Annotated in this window: 15 protein-coding genes; 9 read left to right on the forward strand and 6 right to left on the reverse strand. The window is 56.2% G+C overall.

Annotated features, from left to right (window positions below):
• Positions 1-361 precede the first annotated feature (361 nt).
• Complete coding sequence (locus tag ACZM8Y_RS03880; protein WP_479859488.1) at positions 362-766, reverse strand: DUF1090 domain-containing protein; 405 nt, start codon at positions 764-766, stop codon at positions 362-364.
• 625 nt (positions 767-1,391) lie between these two features.
• On the opposite strand from ACZM8Y_RS03880, the gene ACZM8Y_RS03885 reads away from it, so the two are divergent.
• Entirely contained in the window at positions 1,392-2,435 is a 1,044-nt protein-coding gene (locus ACZM8Y_RS03885; RefSeq protein WP_308770871.1) for a GAF domain-containing protein, read from the forward strand.
• Between the two features lie 3 nt (positions 2,436-2,438).
• Positions 2,439-3,440, forward strand: coding sequence for a rod shape-determining protein (locus tag ACZM8Y_RS03890; protein WP_479859489.1), 1,002 nt, complete (start codon positions 2,439-2,441; stop codon positions 3,438-3,440).
• Positions 3,441-3,447: 7 nt separating this feature from the next.
• Here ACZM8Y_RS03890 and ACZM8Y_RS03895 read toward each other — a convergent pair whose 3' ends face one another.
• Positions 3,448-3,969, reverse strand: a complete 522-nt coding sequence (locus ACZM8Y_RS03895) for an NUDIX domain-containing protein (RefSeq protein ID WP_479859490.1) — start codon at positions 3,967-3,969, stop codon at positions 3,448-3,450.
• Here ACZM8Y_RS03895 and rimI point away from each other — a divergent pair.
• The 3 genes from rimI (at position 3,961) to secG (ending at position 5,747) form a co-directional block, all read left to right on the forward strand.
• Positions 3,961-4,461: a ribosomal protein S18-alanine N-acetyltransferase gene (rimI, locus tag ACZM8Y_RS03900; protein ID WP_479859491.1), complete on the forward strand. Its 501-nt coding sequence runs from the start codon at positions 3,961-3,963 to the stop codon at positions 4,459-4,461. The two genes, ACZM8Y_RS03895 and rimI, sit on opposite strands and share 9 nt — an antisense overlap.
• A 22-nt stretch (positions 4,462-4,483) precedes the next feature.
• Entirely contained in the window at positions 4,484-5,245 is a 762-nt protein-coding gene (gene tpiA, locus ACZM8Y_RS03905; RefSeq protein ID WP_302553120.1) for a triose-phosphate isomerase, read from the forward strand.
• 190 nt (positions 5,246-5,435) lie between these two features.
• Positions 5,436-5,747 carry a preprotein translocase subunit SecG gene (gene secG / locus ACZM8Y_RS03910; protein ID WP_479859492.1) on the forward strand — a complete coding sequence of 104 codons (312 nt, stop codon included), beginning with the start codon at positions 5,436-5,438 and terminating at the stop codon, positions 5,745-5,747.
• Here secG and ACZM8Y_RS03915 read toward each other — a convergent pair.
• Both ACZM8Y_RS03915 and wbaP read right to left on the reverse strand, forming a co-directional pair.
• Positions 5,744-6,052, reverse strand: a complete 309-nt coding sequence (locus ACZM8Y_RS03915) for a hypothetical protein (RefSeq protein ID WP_482333517.1) — start codon at positions 6,050-6,052, stop codon at positions 5,744-5,746. The genes secG and ACZM8Y_RS03915 overlap by 4 nt on opposite strands.
• 439 nt (positions 6,053-6,491) lie before the next feature.
• Complete coding sequence (wbaP, locus tag ACZM8Y_RS03920) at positions 6,492-7,964, reverse strand: undecaprenyl-phosphate galactose phosphotransferase WbaP (protein ID WP_482333518.1); 1,473 nt, start codon at positions 7,962-7,964, stop codon at positions 6,492-6,494.
• A 195-nt stretch (positions 7,965-8,159) separates the two neighbouring features.
• Between wbaP and ACZM8Y_RS03925 the strand changes: the two genes are divergently transcribed.
• Both ACZM8Y_RS03925 and ACZM8Y_RS03930 read left to right on the forward strand, forming a co-directional pair.
• Entirely contained in the window at positions 8,160-8,726 is a 567-nt protein-coding gene (locus tag ACZM8Y_RS03925) for a hypothetical protein (RefSeq protein WP_482333520.1), read from the forward strand.
• 120 nt (positions 8,727-8,846) lie between these two features.
• Entirely contained in the window at positions 8,847-10,262 is a 1,416-nt protein-coding gene (locus tag ACZM8Y_RS03930) for a sodium:proton antiporter (protein WP_302553125.1), read from the forward strand.
• Between the two features lie 211 nt (positions 10,263-10,473).
• Here ACZM8Y_RS03930 and ACZM8Y_RS03935 read toward each other — a convergent pair whose 3' ends face one another.
• Positions 10,474-10,671 (reverse strand): DUF2065 domain-containing protein, encoded by a 198-nt coding sequence (locus ACZM8Y_RS03935; protein ID WP_302553127.1) that lies wholly within the window; start codon positions 10,669-10,671, stop codon positions 10,474-10,476.
• 157 nt (positions 10,672-10,828) lie between these two features.
• On the opposite strand from ACZM8Y_RS03935, the gene ACZM8Y_RS03940 reads away from it, so the two are divergent.
• Entirely contained in the window at positions 10,829-11,806 is a 978-nt protein-coding gene (locus ACZM8Y_RS03940) for a polyprenyl synthetase family protein (protein WP_482333522.1), read from the forward strand.
• Positions 11,807-11,863: 57 nt separating this feature from the next.
• Positions 11,864-14,878, forward strand: coding sequence for an AIR synthase-related protein (locus tag ACZM8Y_RS03945; RefSeq protein ID WP_482333524.1), 3,015 nt, complete (start codon positions 11,864-11,866; stop codon positions 14,876-14,878).
• 928 nt (positions 14,879-15,806) lie between these two features.
• Here ACZM8Y_RS03945 and ACZM8Y_RS03950 read toward each other — a convergent pair.
• A complete protein-coding gene (locus tag ACZM8Y_RS03950) occupies positions 15,807-16,004 on the reverse strand; it encodes a hypothetical protein (protein WP_482333475.1) in 198 nt (65 codons plus the stop codon).
• Positions 16,005-16,293 lie beyond the last annotated feature (289 nt).

The raw sequence follows: 16,293 nt of genomic DNA on the forward strand, positions 1-16,293 counted from the left end.
GCCCGGCTCAACGGGACGCTTTGTCCCGCAGCGGCGAGAACGGGTTATGCACCTCTGCGCGACTCCTGTCAACGACTTTTTATTTTTTTCCTGATTTTTTTGACGGGAGACACCCGTTTCTCCTGTGTTTTCGCGCAGGTCTGGATATAAAATTTTTCTAGCGCGCTTCCCGGACACGTGGGAGGGGCAAGGCTTGCTCCCACACAAAAAAGCAATTGCCCCACAAAAGCTATCTACAAGGCCAGTTGCGAGGCTTTCCCCCATCACGCTCCATCCGGGCAGCAGCTCCTTAAAGAGTATGGGGGAAAGCTGTAAACTCCCCCCTGTTGGCCATCCATCCAAACTTGGAAGAATAAAAGTATTACAGGGCCAGCGCGTCACGCTTCGCGATGGCTTCCGCCAATTCCTCTTTGGCCTCGCTCAACTTGCGCTGCAACTTGGCTCTTTTCTTTTCTCCCTTGCCTTCTGCGACAGCCTTATCGAGATCCGCCTGCCGCTCCTGCACTTTATCTTGCCTTTCCAAAACCTTGAGTTCTGCCTTGGCGCGCAGGCTGCCATCCGAACACCATCGGCGGACTTGGCTGAGAGCTTCTTCCAGTCCACGGAGCTGCTCCTGATTCCCGTGTTTTCTGGCATATTCCATCTTTGTCTCGATAGCCTGCTCCTTACGCTTGCACCCACCGGCAAAATCGTCGGAAGCGGAGCCCGTACCGGGAAAAGAGATCAAGGCAACACCAAGTGCCGCAAATAAAACTGATGTTTTCAAAGGCTATTCTCCCATTTGTTCATCGGATTCAGAACATCTCTTATATGGTTGAAAAGAGTTTTCCGTCAATTGAAATGCTTCCGGCAACAGTACGGATTGCAGCCCCACACTGCACCATACCGGATTATCGGGGCTTGCTCGTCAGATGCTGGGGTCAGGAATATCCGCCCTCTCTAATGAAACAAAAAGCATGGACGGAACACAACGTACCGGAGGCTATACCGCAGCAAGGCGCAGCCCATTCGGGAGGAACGCCCCCTTGCAGGGGTACGCCTTGAACTTAGGCCCTCCCTCACGCCGACGCCTGCCGCTCACAAGTTTTTATCCCTTTTCGGATATGCCGCAGACTCCGTTTAGGCGGCAGATGCCCCCACAGAGGGACAACGGCCCCCATTGGGGCCGCACTCGGCCGTACTCTCCCAAAAGAGTTTATTTTTACCCATAGATAGACTATAATGTCTTTCTAAGGGCGAGGACGGTACATTCTACCGTAAAAGACGGTTGCATGGGCATCCTCCCCCTGCTATGTTGAAGGACGTGTTTGTATGAGGACTTGGCTTCCGGTGAAACGGAAGCGACTCCTTTGCGCTTTCATATCGACACTCTATCCCTGAAAGAGATTTTCATGGCAACGCTTCACGATAATGACAACACGCTCCTGGCTCTTATAAGAACCACCTTCGACGCACACAGCGCCGTCCTCTTTTTGCCGGATCAGTCCGGCAACTATACGGTCGCGCTCTCTTCCACAGACAGCGAGCCGAACGTGCAGGAGGTCAGCATTGCGCCGGGGAAGGGGCTTGTCGGGTGGATTTTGCGGCATAAGCAGCCCGTCATCGTGAACAACCTTGATATGCGGCATACCTTCCTCGGTTATTATGATGAAAACGACGAAGGCGCCATTTCCGCATTCATGGGCTGCCATATCCCAGAGGGCGGGGCCTTGTGCGTGGACAGCGTACGCCCCCGTGCCTACACTGAAGAAGATCAGCTTCTCCTCCATCGTTTCGCCCGGCACCTCGCCCGCCAAGTCCATTCCGCCGGGCTGGCATGCGACGCCGAAGATCTGCGCCGCTATTTCACCCGGCTGGAGCAGCTTTCCGAACTCAGTGCGCAGACCCCGCATTGGCGGGAGTACCTTGGGGCCTTCCTGCGCCTGATGGCCGAGAGCACGGAGTTTGAATACGTCGCGTTCGCCACCGCGCAGGAAGGCGGATCCACATATACGGTGGAAGGCGAAAACACGCCTCTGCTCATTACGGAAGACGGCATGCCCGAACTGCCCCTCACGAGCGGCGGCCTCGTCAGCTGGGTTTTCCGCAACGAAGTGCCCGTACATGCGGAAGGAGGCGATGGCTCCCCCAGTACGCCGCTCTTCGGCAAGCTGCCGGGAGTGCCCAACTTCCAATCCGTCATGTGCCTGCCCGTGCATCTTAATAAGGTCACTTGCGGCGTCCTGTGTTTCGCCGGGCTGAACCCCCGTTCCCTGTCCCAGAACTTGCGGACGTTCACCAAGATTGCCGTAACCTATCTGGCGCAGTACCTTGAGATGCTGTATCTCCGCCACCGGCTCAAAAGCCTGTTGCCGCGCGCAAAAGTACACCGTGACGGCGCAATGGCCTATGATCCGGACTCTGCGCCGTCTGCCCCGATGAATGAGGAAGATTGATCCATGCTCCGCAAGCACATAGCGATCGATCTGGGGACTGCGAACACGCTGGTCTTTGTCCAGTCTCAAGGCATCGTCATCAATGAGCCTTCCGTTGTCGCTGCGGATACCGTCAGCGAACGGTTCATTGCCGTGGGCAAGGAAGCCAAAGGCTATATAGGGAAGACCCCGCAGCGCATTTCCACCATCCGCCCCCTCCGGGACGGCGTCATCGCTGATTTTGATGCGGCGCAGGCGCTCATCGCCACATTTCTGAAAAAAGCCATCGGCAACTGGCCGATAAAACCGGATGTGGTCATCTGCGTGCCGACAAACATCACGGATGTGGAGCGCCGTGCCGTAGCCGAAGCTGCTGCGATGGCCGGGGCCCGTAACGTGAAGCTCATTGAAGAGCCCGTCGCCGCAGCAGTGGGGGCGGGGTTGCCCGTGCTCGAACCCGTGGGCAGCATGGTGATGGACATCGGCGGCGGGACGACCGACATCGCGGTCATCACGCTCGGCAGCATGGCCTGCTCCACCTCGCTCAAGCTTGCGGGCGATGCCCTGACCGCGGCAGTCCAGCGTTTCGTCCAAGAACAATACCAGATCGTCGTGGGCGAAAATATGGCCGAACGTATCAAAATCGCCCTCGGTTCCGTCGCCCCCCTTCCCGCGCCGTTGTCATTTGAAGTTTCGGGCAAGGATCTCACAACCGCGAGCCCCCGGACTCTTACTCTCTCCGATGCGGATATTCGTGAAGCCTTCCAACCCACCATCGAAAAGCTCGTCGGCGCGATTATGGGAATGCTGGAAGCCACTCCGCCCGAACTGGGGGCCGACATCATGCGGCAAGGCATCTTGTTGACGGGGGGAGGGGCGTTGCTGAGAGGCTTCGCCGACCGCATCACCAAGGCGGCGCACATCCCCGTGCATGTGGATTCCGATCCGCTGACCACGGTGCTGCGCGGCGCGGGCATCACTCTGGACGATCCCGAAAAGTATAGGGATTTATTGATCGAATGCTGAAGCTGGATCACCGGCGCTTCCAAAGGCACCCTGTCCCGATTGCCCAAAGCAATACCGGGCTGAACAAATCGGGAAATGTTTCCGCCATCCCCACAAGCTCTTCACGATCCAGAAAATGCCCCTCCCGCAATGAGTCAGGGGGCAGGAGCCCCGGAAGTTCGGCAAGGAACAGCGTGAGGGAGACGTTCCCCCCGGCAGGCTTGAAGGCTGCGGGAACCGCTTCCCCGAAGGGCACATTGGACAGGCCCAGCGTCTCGCGTACGGCGCGCCCTACGGCCTCTTCCCTCGCCTCACCGGAGCGGACGTATGTTTCAGCGGAAATGTCCCACGTTTCCACGCCCCTTTCGGATGCCCGCCTCCGTACGAATGCCCTGCCCCGCCTGTCGCACAGGACGGCACCAACCGCCTTCCTGCGCAGGGGGAATGCCTCTGAGGGAGGGGCAATCAGCAGGGGGCGATCGTGTTCGTCCGCATATTCGATCAACGGTTCTTCACTTTCACATGGTTCGGGAACGATCGTATGACGCATGATTCTCCTAAACAGGCCGTCCGTTGCATACGGCTGGCTATTGAAGATGCCCCCGCCCTCTCCTCTTTGGAGAGCCGCTGTTTCGCCCTTCCGTGGACGGAGCAGAGCTTTGCCGAAGCGTTCGCGGGAAAAACCTTTCGTGCATTCGGCATCCGGGAAACGGCTTCGCCGCTCCCCGCAAGGGAACTTGCAGGGTACATCGCGGTGTACCACACGCCGGACGAAGTTGAAATCCTCAATATTGCGGTACGGGAAGACAGGCGCCGCCGCGGATATGGCAGCCTGCTCATGGCTACAGCCTTGCAGGATGCCAAAGAAACGGGCATACTACGGGGAGTGCTTGAAGTGCGGATCAGCAACGCGCCCGCCATCCATCTGTATGAGTCCTTCGGATTCCGGCAAGTGGGCAAGCGGCGCGGGTATTACCAAGATACCGGAGAAGACGCGCTCATTTATACTTTGGATATGGGACAGACTCGGACGAATCCATAAATTACGCTCGTGGGAGTATTCTATGCGCACCATTATCGCCGCCAACTGGAAGATGAACAAAACCCGCACGGAAGCCAAAGCCACCGCGCACGAACTCGCCTCTATCCTTGGCGGCGCCCCGGACGATAGGGATGTCATCGTGTTCGCACCGTTCACCGCTCTGGAAGCCGCAAAGGAAGGGCTCGACGGCGCCCCCGGCATCTTCATCGGCGCACAAAATATGTACCCCGCCGAATCCGGTGCTTTCACCGGCGAGATTTCCCCGGCCATGCTCCGCGAAGCAGGCTGCACATGGGTGCTCACGGGCCATTCCGAACGCCGCCATGTGCTTGGGGAAAGCCCGGACTTCGTGGGCAAGAAGACGGCATTTGCGCTGGAACAAGGCTTTTCCGTCATCCTTTGCATCGGTGAAACCCTCGCCGAACGCAAAGCCGGGAAACTCAACAGCATCCTCTGGCTCCAGCTCGAAAGGGGGCTTGCCGGGCTCGGCCCCAATGCGGATTATTCCCGTCTTGCCGTGGCTTACGAACCCGTGTGGGCCATCGGCACGGGCCAGACCGCTTCCGACGAAGACATCCGCATGGTGCACACGCTGATACGCGAACTTTTGAGCAGCCTGCTGGGTTCCAACGGCATCGGCATCCAGATCTTATATGGCGGAAGCGTAAAGCCGGACAACGCCAAGGCCATTCTCTCCCTTGACAACGTTGACGGTCTTCTGGTAGGTGGCGCTTCTTTACAGGCGCAAAGTTTTGCCGACATCGTCCGTGCCGATCTTGCCTAGAAGAACGGCAGGCGCGCAGGATTCCGCCTTCCGTTCCCGGAACGCCGATACCAATCCTGTTCTACCGTGGAACACCGTGTTCCCGCCCGGCAGGAAGTCGGCGTATCTTCGGCCAACGTATCGGCCCATACATTTACTGGCACAGCCGGTTCAGCGCAGGCATTGTCCAGCCTGCTGAGGAGTTCCCCCCGTGCAGACCCTGATTCTTTCCTTGCATGTCATCGTATGTGTAACCCTCGTTATCCTTGTCCTGCTCCAAGCGGGCAAGGAAGGAATGGGCGTCATTTTCGGCGGCGGCAACGCCTCCGTATTCGGCAGCTCCGGTGCGGGCGGCCTGCTGGCCAAGATGACCGCATTCATGGCGGTGCTGTTCATCATTACATCCTTGAGCTACAACTACGTGTCCAGCTCCCACAAGGCGCAGGAATCCACAATTCTTGACGTCCGGCTGGAAGATGCGCCCAAGCCCGCCGCTCCCGCTGCCGACAAGCCCGCCAACTAAGCATTATCCCAAATTGATGCGAGGCCATGAAGCAATTCATGGCCTTGTTTTTTATACAAGTAATAAACTGTAAAACTTGTCCGTCCGTTCTCCGTAATCTCCTGAAAAAGAAAAGGCTGTGTCATAGAAAACGGTTGATGCTTTATTTCCTTGAAATTCCAAAGAAATAACCAATAAAATCCCTCAACCACAGAGCCCACCAGCGGAAAATTTGGAGAAAAAGCACATATTTTCAATATATTGCTAAAAACAAAACAACCATATACTATGATACAGCCAAAGAAAAAAGGCATACCGGATCTCATCACAGTTTTCCTTCCCCCTGCTCCTATCCATTCCCTCAGGGATATTCTCTGGATGCATGGGAAAGCCTCCTTACTTCCTCACAGTATTTTATGAATTTCCACTCTAATCGCCTCTTCCTTCAAAAAAACACTCGCTATGCCGATAGGTTCCTTTTTTGTTTGGCTGTGTTATAGAAAATGGTTGATGCTTTTTTCCTTGAAACTCCAAAGGGATACCCCAAAGAATACCTTAGCCGTGGATCCCCCAAGGGGAAAACTGGAAAAAAGCTATACTTTTCACCGCACTGTGGAGATGAAACAACCACATACGATAACAGAGCCTTTTGTTTCGGCCACTTCACATCCTCAATACAGTAAAATCCATAATAAAAGCCCGGAAAATATTCCGGGCCTTCTTCTTACTTAGTCAGATAAAACATTGCTGTATACTTTGGAAATCTCAATAAGCCCCTTTGCGCCCAAGGACAACGGGAAACGTCTTTGCCAAAATCAAAATATCGAGCCATGTTGACCAGTTACAGATATAAAAACGATCAAGGTGAACACGCTGGCTGTATGAAAGATCGTTTCGCCCGGAAACCTGCCAGAGTCCGGTCATACCGGGCCGTACACGCGTATAGGAAGCGAAAGCCGAACCGTACTTCACGATCTCATCATCGACGATGGGACGCGGCCCCACCAAGCTCATTTCTCCTTGTATAACATTCCAGAGCTGAGGCAATTCGTCTAGGCTTGTCTTGCGCAGCCAAGCCCCGACCTTTGTAATACGGGGATCATTACGCAGCTTTTGATCCGCTTTCCACTCTTCACGCAGCTCAGGGTTTTCCCGTAAATACGTCTGAAGGACTTCCTCTGCATTATGCACCATCGTTCGGAACTTTAAGATGCGGATGGTCTGCCCTCCCCGGCCTATACGATTCTGCCTAAAAAAAACCGGGCCGCGCGATTCCAATTTAATGGCAAGGGCAATGAGGACAAGAAAAGGGGAAATGGCAATGCCGCCTACGACCGAGAGAAACAAATCCACGGCACGTTTCAGAGTTAATCTTTTGGGATCAAGCAGATTCTGCCGTACTTTAAAGCAAAGGACGTCCCCAATTTCCACGGGGCGTACCCAGAAAGGAATTTCCCCTTCCGAAAAGTCTTCAGGAACAATAATGACCGAACTAAACAACAAGCTTGCTAAATCAATCAAATCTTGGCGGCATGAAAGCGGAGCGTCTCTTTCCATGACGACAATGGCGCACGTTCTCGGATAAAGGCGGATGAACGTATCCAAGTCCGAACGGCTGTACAACGGCTCAAGACCGCTGCAGGTATATTGAGACGTATTCTCCCGTTCCTTTTCCCCTTCCATGCATGCCTGACCGACGAAATGGGCTTTCAAAAGCAATCCCGCTTCTGCATGCTTATTGAGGTACTCCTTTACGCGAGGAACAAGCTCTCCCGCACCGAACACAACTGTGGGCACTCTCCACCATGTTTCCCGGGAGAAACGGGAACGCAATGCACAACGAACCAAGGGAACCGTCCCAAGGCTCAAGAACCAAGACCAGACATAAACAGTACGTGAAGGGAGATCGCCACGGCCAAGAAAAAGAAAAATAGCAATACTGAAGTAGGCGATGGATGTTGATATCCCAAGCAGACGCATTTCTTCCGGCAATGCCGGAGGAACCTCACTATACAATCCTTCAAAAGCGTTGACGATGGGAGCAAGCAACAGAAATAATGCTAAAGGAACATGCTGTGAAAGTGAGATTTCACCACCCAATAGAATCCGAATGACGCCTATTAAAAACATAGTCCCAAAAAGTGCTATACAATCCGCAGCCAGCAATGTGATGGAACGCTTGGAACACACTATCTGAGATCTTCTAAAGGAGGAGCCGGAAAAAAATGCACAAGACATAGGATACCCGAACGGTTGGAGGAGAACAGGTAGGTATGTTAACCCACCGGCGCAGTATCTGTAAACCGTGATTTTCTTCCGTGTTATAATTATAAAAAGAGGTTGTCACACTCCCTCTGTCACGTTAGATATAGGTGCATATACCTCTATTATCCCGTCTAGCCAAAACGTCCAGCGGCGTTTTCCGGAGCCGTTATGCCGCCAGTTGCGATCCATACTGTCCTTGGCCCCCTTCCCCTGCTTCGCGGGCTCTTCCGCTGGAGTTTGGCAATCCTCTTTGCCGTGGGAGCGTGGCATCTTTACCTCTGGTCGCCATTGCCCGGCCTCGTAGCCATCGGCATTACCCCCGTCATCGCCATCTTCTTTTTCTTCCGTGGGCTTAACCTCGTCAGCCGTACCCTCCCCTACTGGAAAACGCGCCGCCTCATCCACAAGCTCGGCATGCATCCTACATGGTGGGACACCGGAGCGGGCTATCTGCTCATCGACGAGCGGCAAGGTTCATGGATCATCAACGGTTCCGCCGGGATGATTGTCGACATCAAACGCCTTCACGGATATAGCGACTGGCAGATGCATCGCCTTGACCTCTACGCCGCGGACACGGCAGAACCAACGGCGAGCTATGGCTTCGGCAGCGCCGAGGAGCTCCATGAAGCCGCGGAAGTTTTTCAAAATGCCTATGCGTCACGGGGAAGGGGAGGCCTTTCCGCCGTCTTTACGGACTTACGGGAAAAAGAAGACAAGCTCTCCAAAGCGTAAAAAATAAATCCTTTCCTATGGAGACAAGAAGCCCTTTGTAGGTGTGCGTCTTGATCTTCTTGCATTTTCATACTAAAGGGACATCTGATAAAAAAAGTTTTCCCAAGGAGCTGACCTGAGATGAAACGACTGTTTGCCATGTTTATGGCACTGGCGCTGACGGCGCTGGTACCCCTGTCTGCCCAGGCTTCCGGCGGTCACGACCTCAACGGAGCGGAATTGTCCATCCTTTGGGTGGTTCCCTTTGTCTGCATGTTGCTGTCCATCGCCATCGGCCCTCTCGCCGTGCCGCATTTCTGGCATCACCATTTCGGCAAGGTGGCTGTCTTCTGGGGCCTCGCCTTCCTCGTGCCCTGCGCCATGGTCTTCGGACTCCAGCTGGCTGTCTATCAGTTCGTCCATGTCCTCTTCATGGAATACGTGCCGTTCATCATCCTGCTGTTCGCACTGTTCACCATTGCGGGTGGTGTCCGCCTCAAAGGTCAGCTCGTGGGTACGCCTGCGGTGAACGTCGGCCTGCTCGCCCTCGGAACCATCCTCGCCAGTTGGATGGGAACCACCGGTGCGGCCATGCTGCTCATCCGCCCCCTGCTCCGGGCTAATGAGCACCGCAAGTACCGCATGCACATCGTCATCTTCTTCATTTTCCTTGTCGCCAACATCGGCGGCTCCCTGACCCCCCTCGGCGACCCGCCGTTGTTCCTCGGCTTCCTCAAGGGCGTGTCCTTCTTCTGGACGACCGTGCATCTGTTCTGCAAGACCGCGCTGCTTTCCTTGATCCTGCTCGGCATCTTCTTCCTTCTGGATACGGTTCTGTTCAGCAAGGAAGGCAAGCCGAAGCCTGCCACCCAGTCCAATGAAAAACTCGGCCTTGACGGTAAGGTCAACCTCCTGCTTTTGGCCGGCGTTGTCATCTCGGTGCTCATGTCCGGCATTTGGAAGCCCGAATCCAGCTTTGAAATCTACGGCACGCACATTGAGCTGCAGAACGCCGCCCGCGACGTCATCCTGCTTGCCCTCGCCGGCGCTTCCCTTGCCCTGACCACGAAGGAATGCCGCAAGCTGAACAACTTTACGTGGGAGCCCATCCTTGAAGTCGCCAAGCTGTTCATCGGCATCTTCATCAGCATGATCCCGGCCATCGCCATTCTGCGCGCCGGTACCGACGGCGCCCTCGCCGGGGTCATCAACATGGTCTTCCACGAAGGCCAGCCCGTGAACGCCATGTTCTTCTGGCTGACCGGCCTCCTCTCCTCGTTCCTCGACAACGCCCCGACCTATCTGGTGTTCTTCAACACCGCCGGCGGCGACGCCGCGCATCTGATGACCGACTGGACCGAGACCCTTTCCGCCATCTCCGCCGGTGCCGTGTTCATGGGCGCCGTGACCTACATCGGGAACGCCCCGAACTTCATGGTTCGTTCCATCGCCGAAGATCAGGGCGTGAAGATGCCCAGCTTCTTCGGTTACATGCTGTGGTCCGTGGGGATCCTGTTCCCCTGCTTCGCCCTCATCACCTACCTGTTCTTCATGTAAGAGCGGCCCAAGCGTAACGAAAGCCCCTGAATGCATCCGCCTTCAGGGGCTTTTCCGTTCCAAGGAAAATCTGTCCGGCTCAGGCCGCGCCTCCGGCTTGTCGGAACAATGCGAAGAATCCACAAGGGGCCACCCAAGTGGGGATAGGGGCGGGGGTTTATCGTGGACTCTCATCCGAGTATGAGCCGGAGTGTCGGAGGCTGAAAGGCTTTTATCCAAGCGTAAGCCAAAGTACGATGAGGCCCACCACAAGGGAGAAGAGCCCCATCCGGCGCAGGCCGGAAGCCCCCTCCTCGCCAAGGGTTTGCAGAACCTGCCGCATTCGTTCGGGAAAGAGTGTATAAGGAAGGGCTTCCAGAATGAAGGCCAGCCCAAGTGCACTGAAAAAAAGCTTGCTGTTGAACTCCATGCGCTCCTCGCTGCAAGAGGTGGACGAAACGAAGTTCCCTTGTAGGAAAAGCCGTGGAAGCTGTAAAGCTACTTGCACATCAACCGGCTAACAGCTATGTAGAACGGATTCGCGGCGGGGCCGTACCCTCAGCCGCTAACCCTATCCTCATCTGCCCATGATCACACTCCGCACCTTTATCGAACAGGAACAACCCAGCATCAATGCGGCGTTGGCCGAGGCTGCCGCCGAACTCCCCGCCTCCATCATGCCCATCGCCCAATACGCGATGGGGAACGGGGGAAAACGGCTGCGGCCCTTGCTGACCGTACTCGTGGCCCGTCTGCTCGGCTATGCCGACAACGACATCTATTCCCTCGCCGCGGCAATGGAGATGTTCCATGTGGCGACCCTGCTCCATGACGACGTTATGGACAACGCGGAAATGCGCCGGGGCAGCACGGCCACGCACAAGGTCTTCGGCGTTACCGAGACCATTCTCGCCGGGGACGCGCTGCTCGCAAAGGGAAACCAGATCGTGGCCGGGTTCGGTGATCCGAGGCTGACCGCCGCCACGTCCGACGCCATCGCCCAGACCGCCAACGGCGAAATCCTCGAAATCGCCAACCAGGGGAAGAGGGCTCCCAATCTGCTGGTTTACAATCAGATCATTGCCGGCAAGACGGCGTGGATGATCCGGACCGCCTGCAACATCGGCGCGATCAGGGCCAACGGCACCCCGGAACAGATTGCCGGGGCGACCGGCTATGGTTTTAATCTGGGCATGGCCTTCCAGATCGTCGACGACGCGCTTGATTTCGCCCCTTCCAGCCTGACCGGGAAACCCGAAGGCGGGGATGTCCGCGAAGGCAAACTGACGCCGCCCATCTTCTTCTATGCCGACTCGCTGGCCCCGGCCGAGCGTGACGCCTTTTTCGCCCGTTTCGCGGAACAGTCCTTTACCGACGAAGACGTCCGGCACGTCATTGATGCCGTCCGCGCCCAAGGCTTTGACGACAAGACACGCGGCATTGCCGATTCCTATCTGCATAAGGCGCAGGAAAACCTCGATGCCCTCACCGCCGGGCTCCCTGCCTCGCCGTACGGGGAAATCCTCACGAGCTTTATCGGCTACGTCCGCAACCGCGACGCCTGATTTTTGTCCACGCAACCTTTTCCACGGTCACTCAAACAGCCTTTTCAGGAGACAGACATGCTCTACCGCATTGAAGCCGGCCTTTTCCCCCACCTTGACGACACGATCGGCCGTAAAACGGCGGCCAGCATCCGTGAGGCCCTCGGCATCCCCGTCAAGTCCGTGCGCACGATCAAGGTGTTCACGCTGGAGGGGCTCGACGCGCAACAGGTGAATACGCTCATGGCGAAAAGCGTGCTGCACGATCCGGTGTTGCAGGCCGTATCCTTGTCTCCCCTGCCCCTGCCCGAAGAAGGCACGTCGTGGATCATTGAAGTCGGTTACCGCCCCGGCGTCACGGACAATGAAGGCCGCACCGCCCGCGACACCGCCGCGCTCGTGCTCGGCATCGAAGACCGCAGCAGCCTCGCCGTGTACACGTCCGTCCAGTACCGTCTCCACGGCCCGCTGACGGAAGAACAGGCCACCCGCATCGCCCGCGACCTCCTCGCCAACGAGCTCATCCAGCGATTTGAAATCAAGAGCCGCGCCCAGTGGGACGCCGAACCCGGCTTCGCCCCCAAGGCCGCCCGCGTGACCGGCGCGTCCTGCGATGAAGTGAACATCGTCCCGCTCTCCTCCATGAACGACGCCCAGCTCTTGGAAGTGAGCCAGAAAAACACGCTGGCCCTCAGCCTTGAGGAAATGACCAAGATCAGGGACTGGTTCTCCAGCCCCGAAGTCGCAGCGCAGCGCAAGGAGCTCGGCCTGCCCGCCGATCCCACCGACGCCGAGCTTGAAGTGCTCGCCCAGACGTGGTCGGAACACTGCAAGCACAAGATTTTCGCGTCCAAGATTTCCTATACGGACAAGGACGCCGGGACCAGCGAGACGATCAACAGCCTCTACAAGACCTGTATCATGAACACGACCAAGCGGATCCGCGAGAGCCTCGGCGACAAGGACTTCTGCCGTTCCGTGTTCAAGGACAACGCGGGCGTCATCGCCTTCACGCCCGAATACGACGCCTGCATCAAGGTGGAAACGCACAACAGCCCCTCGGCCCTCGATCCCTACGGCGGGGCGTTGACCGGCATCGTGGGCGTGAACCGCGACCCGATGGGCACCGGCCTCGGTGCGGAACTCATCTGCAACACCGACGTGTTCTGCTTCGCGTCCCCCTTCCATGACGAAGCCTTGCCCCCCCGCCTGCTCCATCCCCGCCGCGTCTTTGAAGGCGTGCGCGAAGGCGTGGAACACGGCGGCAACAAGTCCGGCATCCCCACCGTCAACGGCTCCATCGTGTTCGACGAGCGTTACCTCGGCAAGCCGCTGGTCTACTGCGGCACCATCGGCCTGATCCCCGCCGAAGTGCCCGCCAGCAAGTCCTCCACGGACGGCAAGCCGCGCAAGGGCTATGAAAAGAAGGCGCAGGTAGGCGACATCATCGTCATGACCGGCGGGCGCATCGGCAAGGACGGCATCCACGGCGCGACCTTCTCTTCGGAAGAGCTGCACGAAGGTTCCCCCGCCACCGCTGTGCAGATCGGCGACCCGATCACCCAGCGCAAGATGTACGACTTCATCATGCGCGCCCGCGATCTCGGCCTGTACAACGCCATTACCGACAACGGCGCGGGCGGCCTGTCCTCCTCCATCGGAGAAATGGCGGAAGACACCAACGGCTGCCGCATCGATCTGGCCCGTGCGCCCCTCAAATACGACGGCCTGCGCCCGTGGGAAATCCTGCTTTCCGAAGCGCAGGAGCGCATGACCCTCGCCGTGCCTCCGGCGGCGCTCGACGAATTTCTTGCCCTTGCCAAGCGCATGGATGTGGAAGCCACCCCGCTCGGTGAATTTACCGACGACGGCGTCTTCCATGTGACCTACAACGGCAGGCTTGTGGCCCATCTCGACATGGAATTCATGCACGACGGCGTGCCGCAGTACCAGCTCAACGCCGTATGGGAAGCGCCCGTGCACCCCGACGCCCGCATCGAAGACGGCGGCGTGGATCAGGCGGAACTCCTCAAGGCCATGCTTGGCCGCCTGAACATTTGCAGCAAGGAATACCTGATCCGCCAGTACGACCATGAAGTGAAGGGTGGCAGCGTGGTGAAGCCCCTCACCGGCGTGAAGCGCGACGGCCCGTCCGATGCGGGAGTCATCCGGCCCATCCTCGAATCCGAGGCCGGCTTGGTCATCAGCCACGGCATTTGCCCCAAATACAGCGATTACGACGCCTACTGGATGATGGCGAACGCGATGGACGAGGGCATCCGCAACGCCGTGGCCGTGGGCGCCGACCCCGACCGCATGGCCGGCGTGGACAACTTCTGCTGGTGCGACCCGGTGCAGTCCGAAAAGACCCCGGACGGCGAATACAAGCTCGCCCAGCTTGTACGCGCCTGCAAGGCCCTCTCCGAGCTTTGCGTGGCCTACGGCGTGCCCTGTATTTCCGGCAAGGACTCCATGAAGAACGACTATACCGGCGGCGGCAAGAAGATCTCCATTCCGCCGACCGTCCTCTTCTCCGTCCTCGGCATCATGGACGATGTGAAGAAGGCCGTGACCTCCGACTTCAAGAAGCCGGGCGACCGCCTCTACATCATCGGCAGCACGGCCCGCGAACTGGCGGGCAGCGAAATCGCCGACCAGCTCGGCATTGCCTGCAACACGGTGCCCCGCGTGGATGCCAAGTCCGCCCTCGCCAGCTACCGGAAGCTCCATCAGGCCATCAACAGCCGCCTCATCTCGGCCTGCCACGACCTCTCCGACGGCGGCCTTGCCGTGTCGCTGGCGGAAATGTGCATCGGCGGACGCCTTGGCGCGCATCTGGCCCTGAACCGCGTTCCGGTCATCGGTGCGCTCACGCTCACGGAAACCCTGTACAGCGAATCCGCCAGCCGTCTGCTGGTAGCCGTGGCCCCCGACAAGGCCGCCGAGTTTGAAGCCCTCTTCGGGGCCTCCGCGGCCTTCATCGGCGAAGTCACTTCCGATGCCCGCCTTACCGTGGCCTCCGCCGACAGCGCGCTGTTCTCCGTCCCCGTCGAAGCGCTGGCCCACGCTTTCAAGGCGACGCTGGATTGGTAAAATATGTTGGGGAGGGGAAGGGAAACTTTCTCAAGAAAGTTTCCCTTCCCCTCCCCAAACCCCACCCCTTCCCTTCAAAGAGTTTCGTCTTTATCGAATCCCTCATAAAGGATTCGGGGAAAAAGGTGGACACGCCTTTGTATTATGAAAAGGCTCCGTCATAATATGTGGTTGTTTTGTCTCCACATATGGTGAAGGTGAAAATAGGGACGCTTTCTCCAGTTTTTCCGTCGATGGACTCCATGCTGGGGTAAATTAACTTGGCTCTGTCATAGTACATGGTTGTTTTGTTTCAGCAATATACTGAAAACATATGTTTTTTCCAAATTTTCCGCTGGTGGCCTCTGTAATTGGGGGATTTTATTGGTTATTTCTTTGGAATTTCAAGGAAATAAAGCATCAACCGTTTTCTATGACACAGCCATTAACTTTAAAAATTTACAATGTTAAAGTGTAAGACACGCTCGCTCCGGCATTGAACAGCGTAAAGACATTGTGGGTATACCTTCGCAGCGGCTGTCTGCTTCCTAAAGAACATTTTCAACCTGAAAACGCTCTAGGGGCATTTTATTGGTTGTTTCTTGAAACTCCAAAGGGATAGCAAAATGCCTTAGCCGTAGAGCCTGCCAAGGGGAAAACTGGAAAAAGCTGTATTTTTCACGTACTGTGAAGATGAAACAACCATATACTATAAACAGAGCCTATGAAAAAAGCCCTTCTGGATGATTTCAGAAGGGCTTTTGCTTATATCAATAGGGCTTTTTTGCGAGGCATTCGCCTTTTCGATAGGCTCTGTCAGAGTACATGGTTGTTTTTGTTTCGTCAATATACTGAAAATATATGCTTTTTCTCCAAATTTTCCGCTGGTGGCCTCTGTGATTGGGGGATTTTATTGGTTATTTCTTTGGAATTTCAAGGAAATAAAGCATCAACCGTTTTCTATGACATAGCCTTTCGATAATGTTCTGAAAAATTCATTTTGAATTTCAGATACCTGAAAGGAGGCTTTCATTGTAAAAGTGAATGTCTCTTTTTTGCTTATGCCGATACGGAAGTGATTCTCTTTTAGAGCAAGACCGGGGGACGGCGGGAAATCCGCCGCCATCCGAGCCACGGCAGCCATCATCTGCCCTTACAAAATGTGAAGGAAGGGAGGCGGCTTTATTAGGTTGTGTCATCAATTATATATAATACATTGAAATCATTTAACTATCTTTCTAGGCCACAAAAACATTATTTTCAATAATTTCAAATAATTACATTTAAAATGACGACACAACCTAGGGAGAGGAAGGTGGAAAGGCCCTTTTTGAAAGGCTCTGTTATAGTATGTGGTTGTTTCATCTCCACAGTGCGGTGAAAATACAGTCTTTTTCTCCGGTTTTCCTCTTGGCGGAATACAGGGCTAAGGCATT

It is taken from the genome of Bilophila sp., assembly GCF_057864385.1.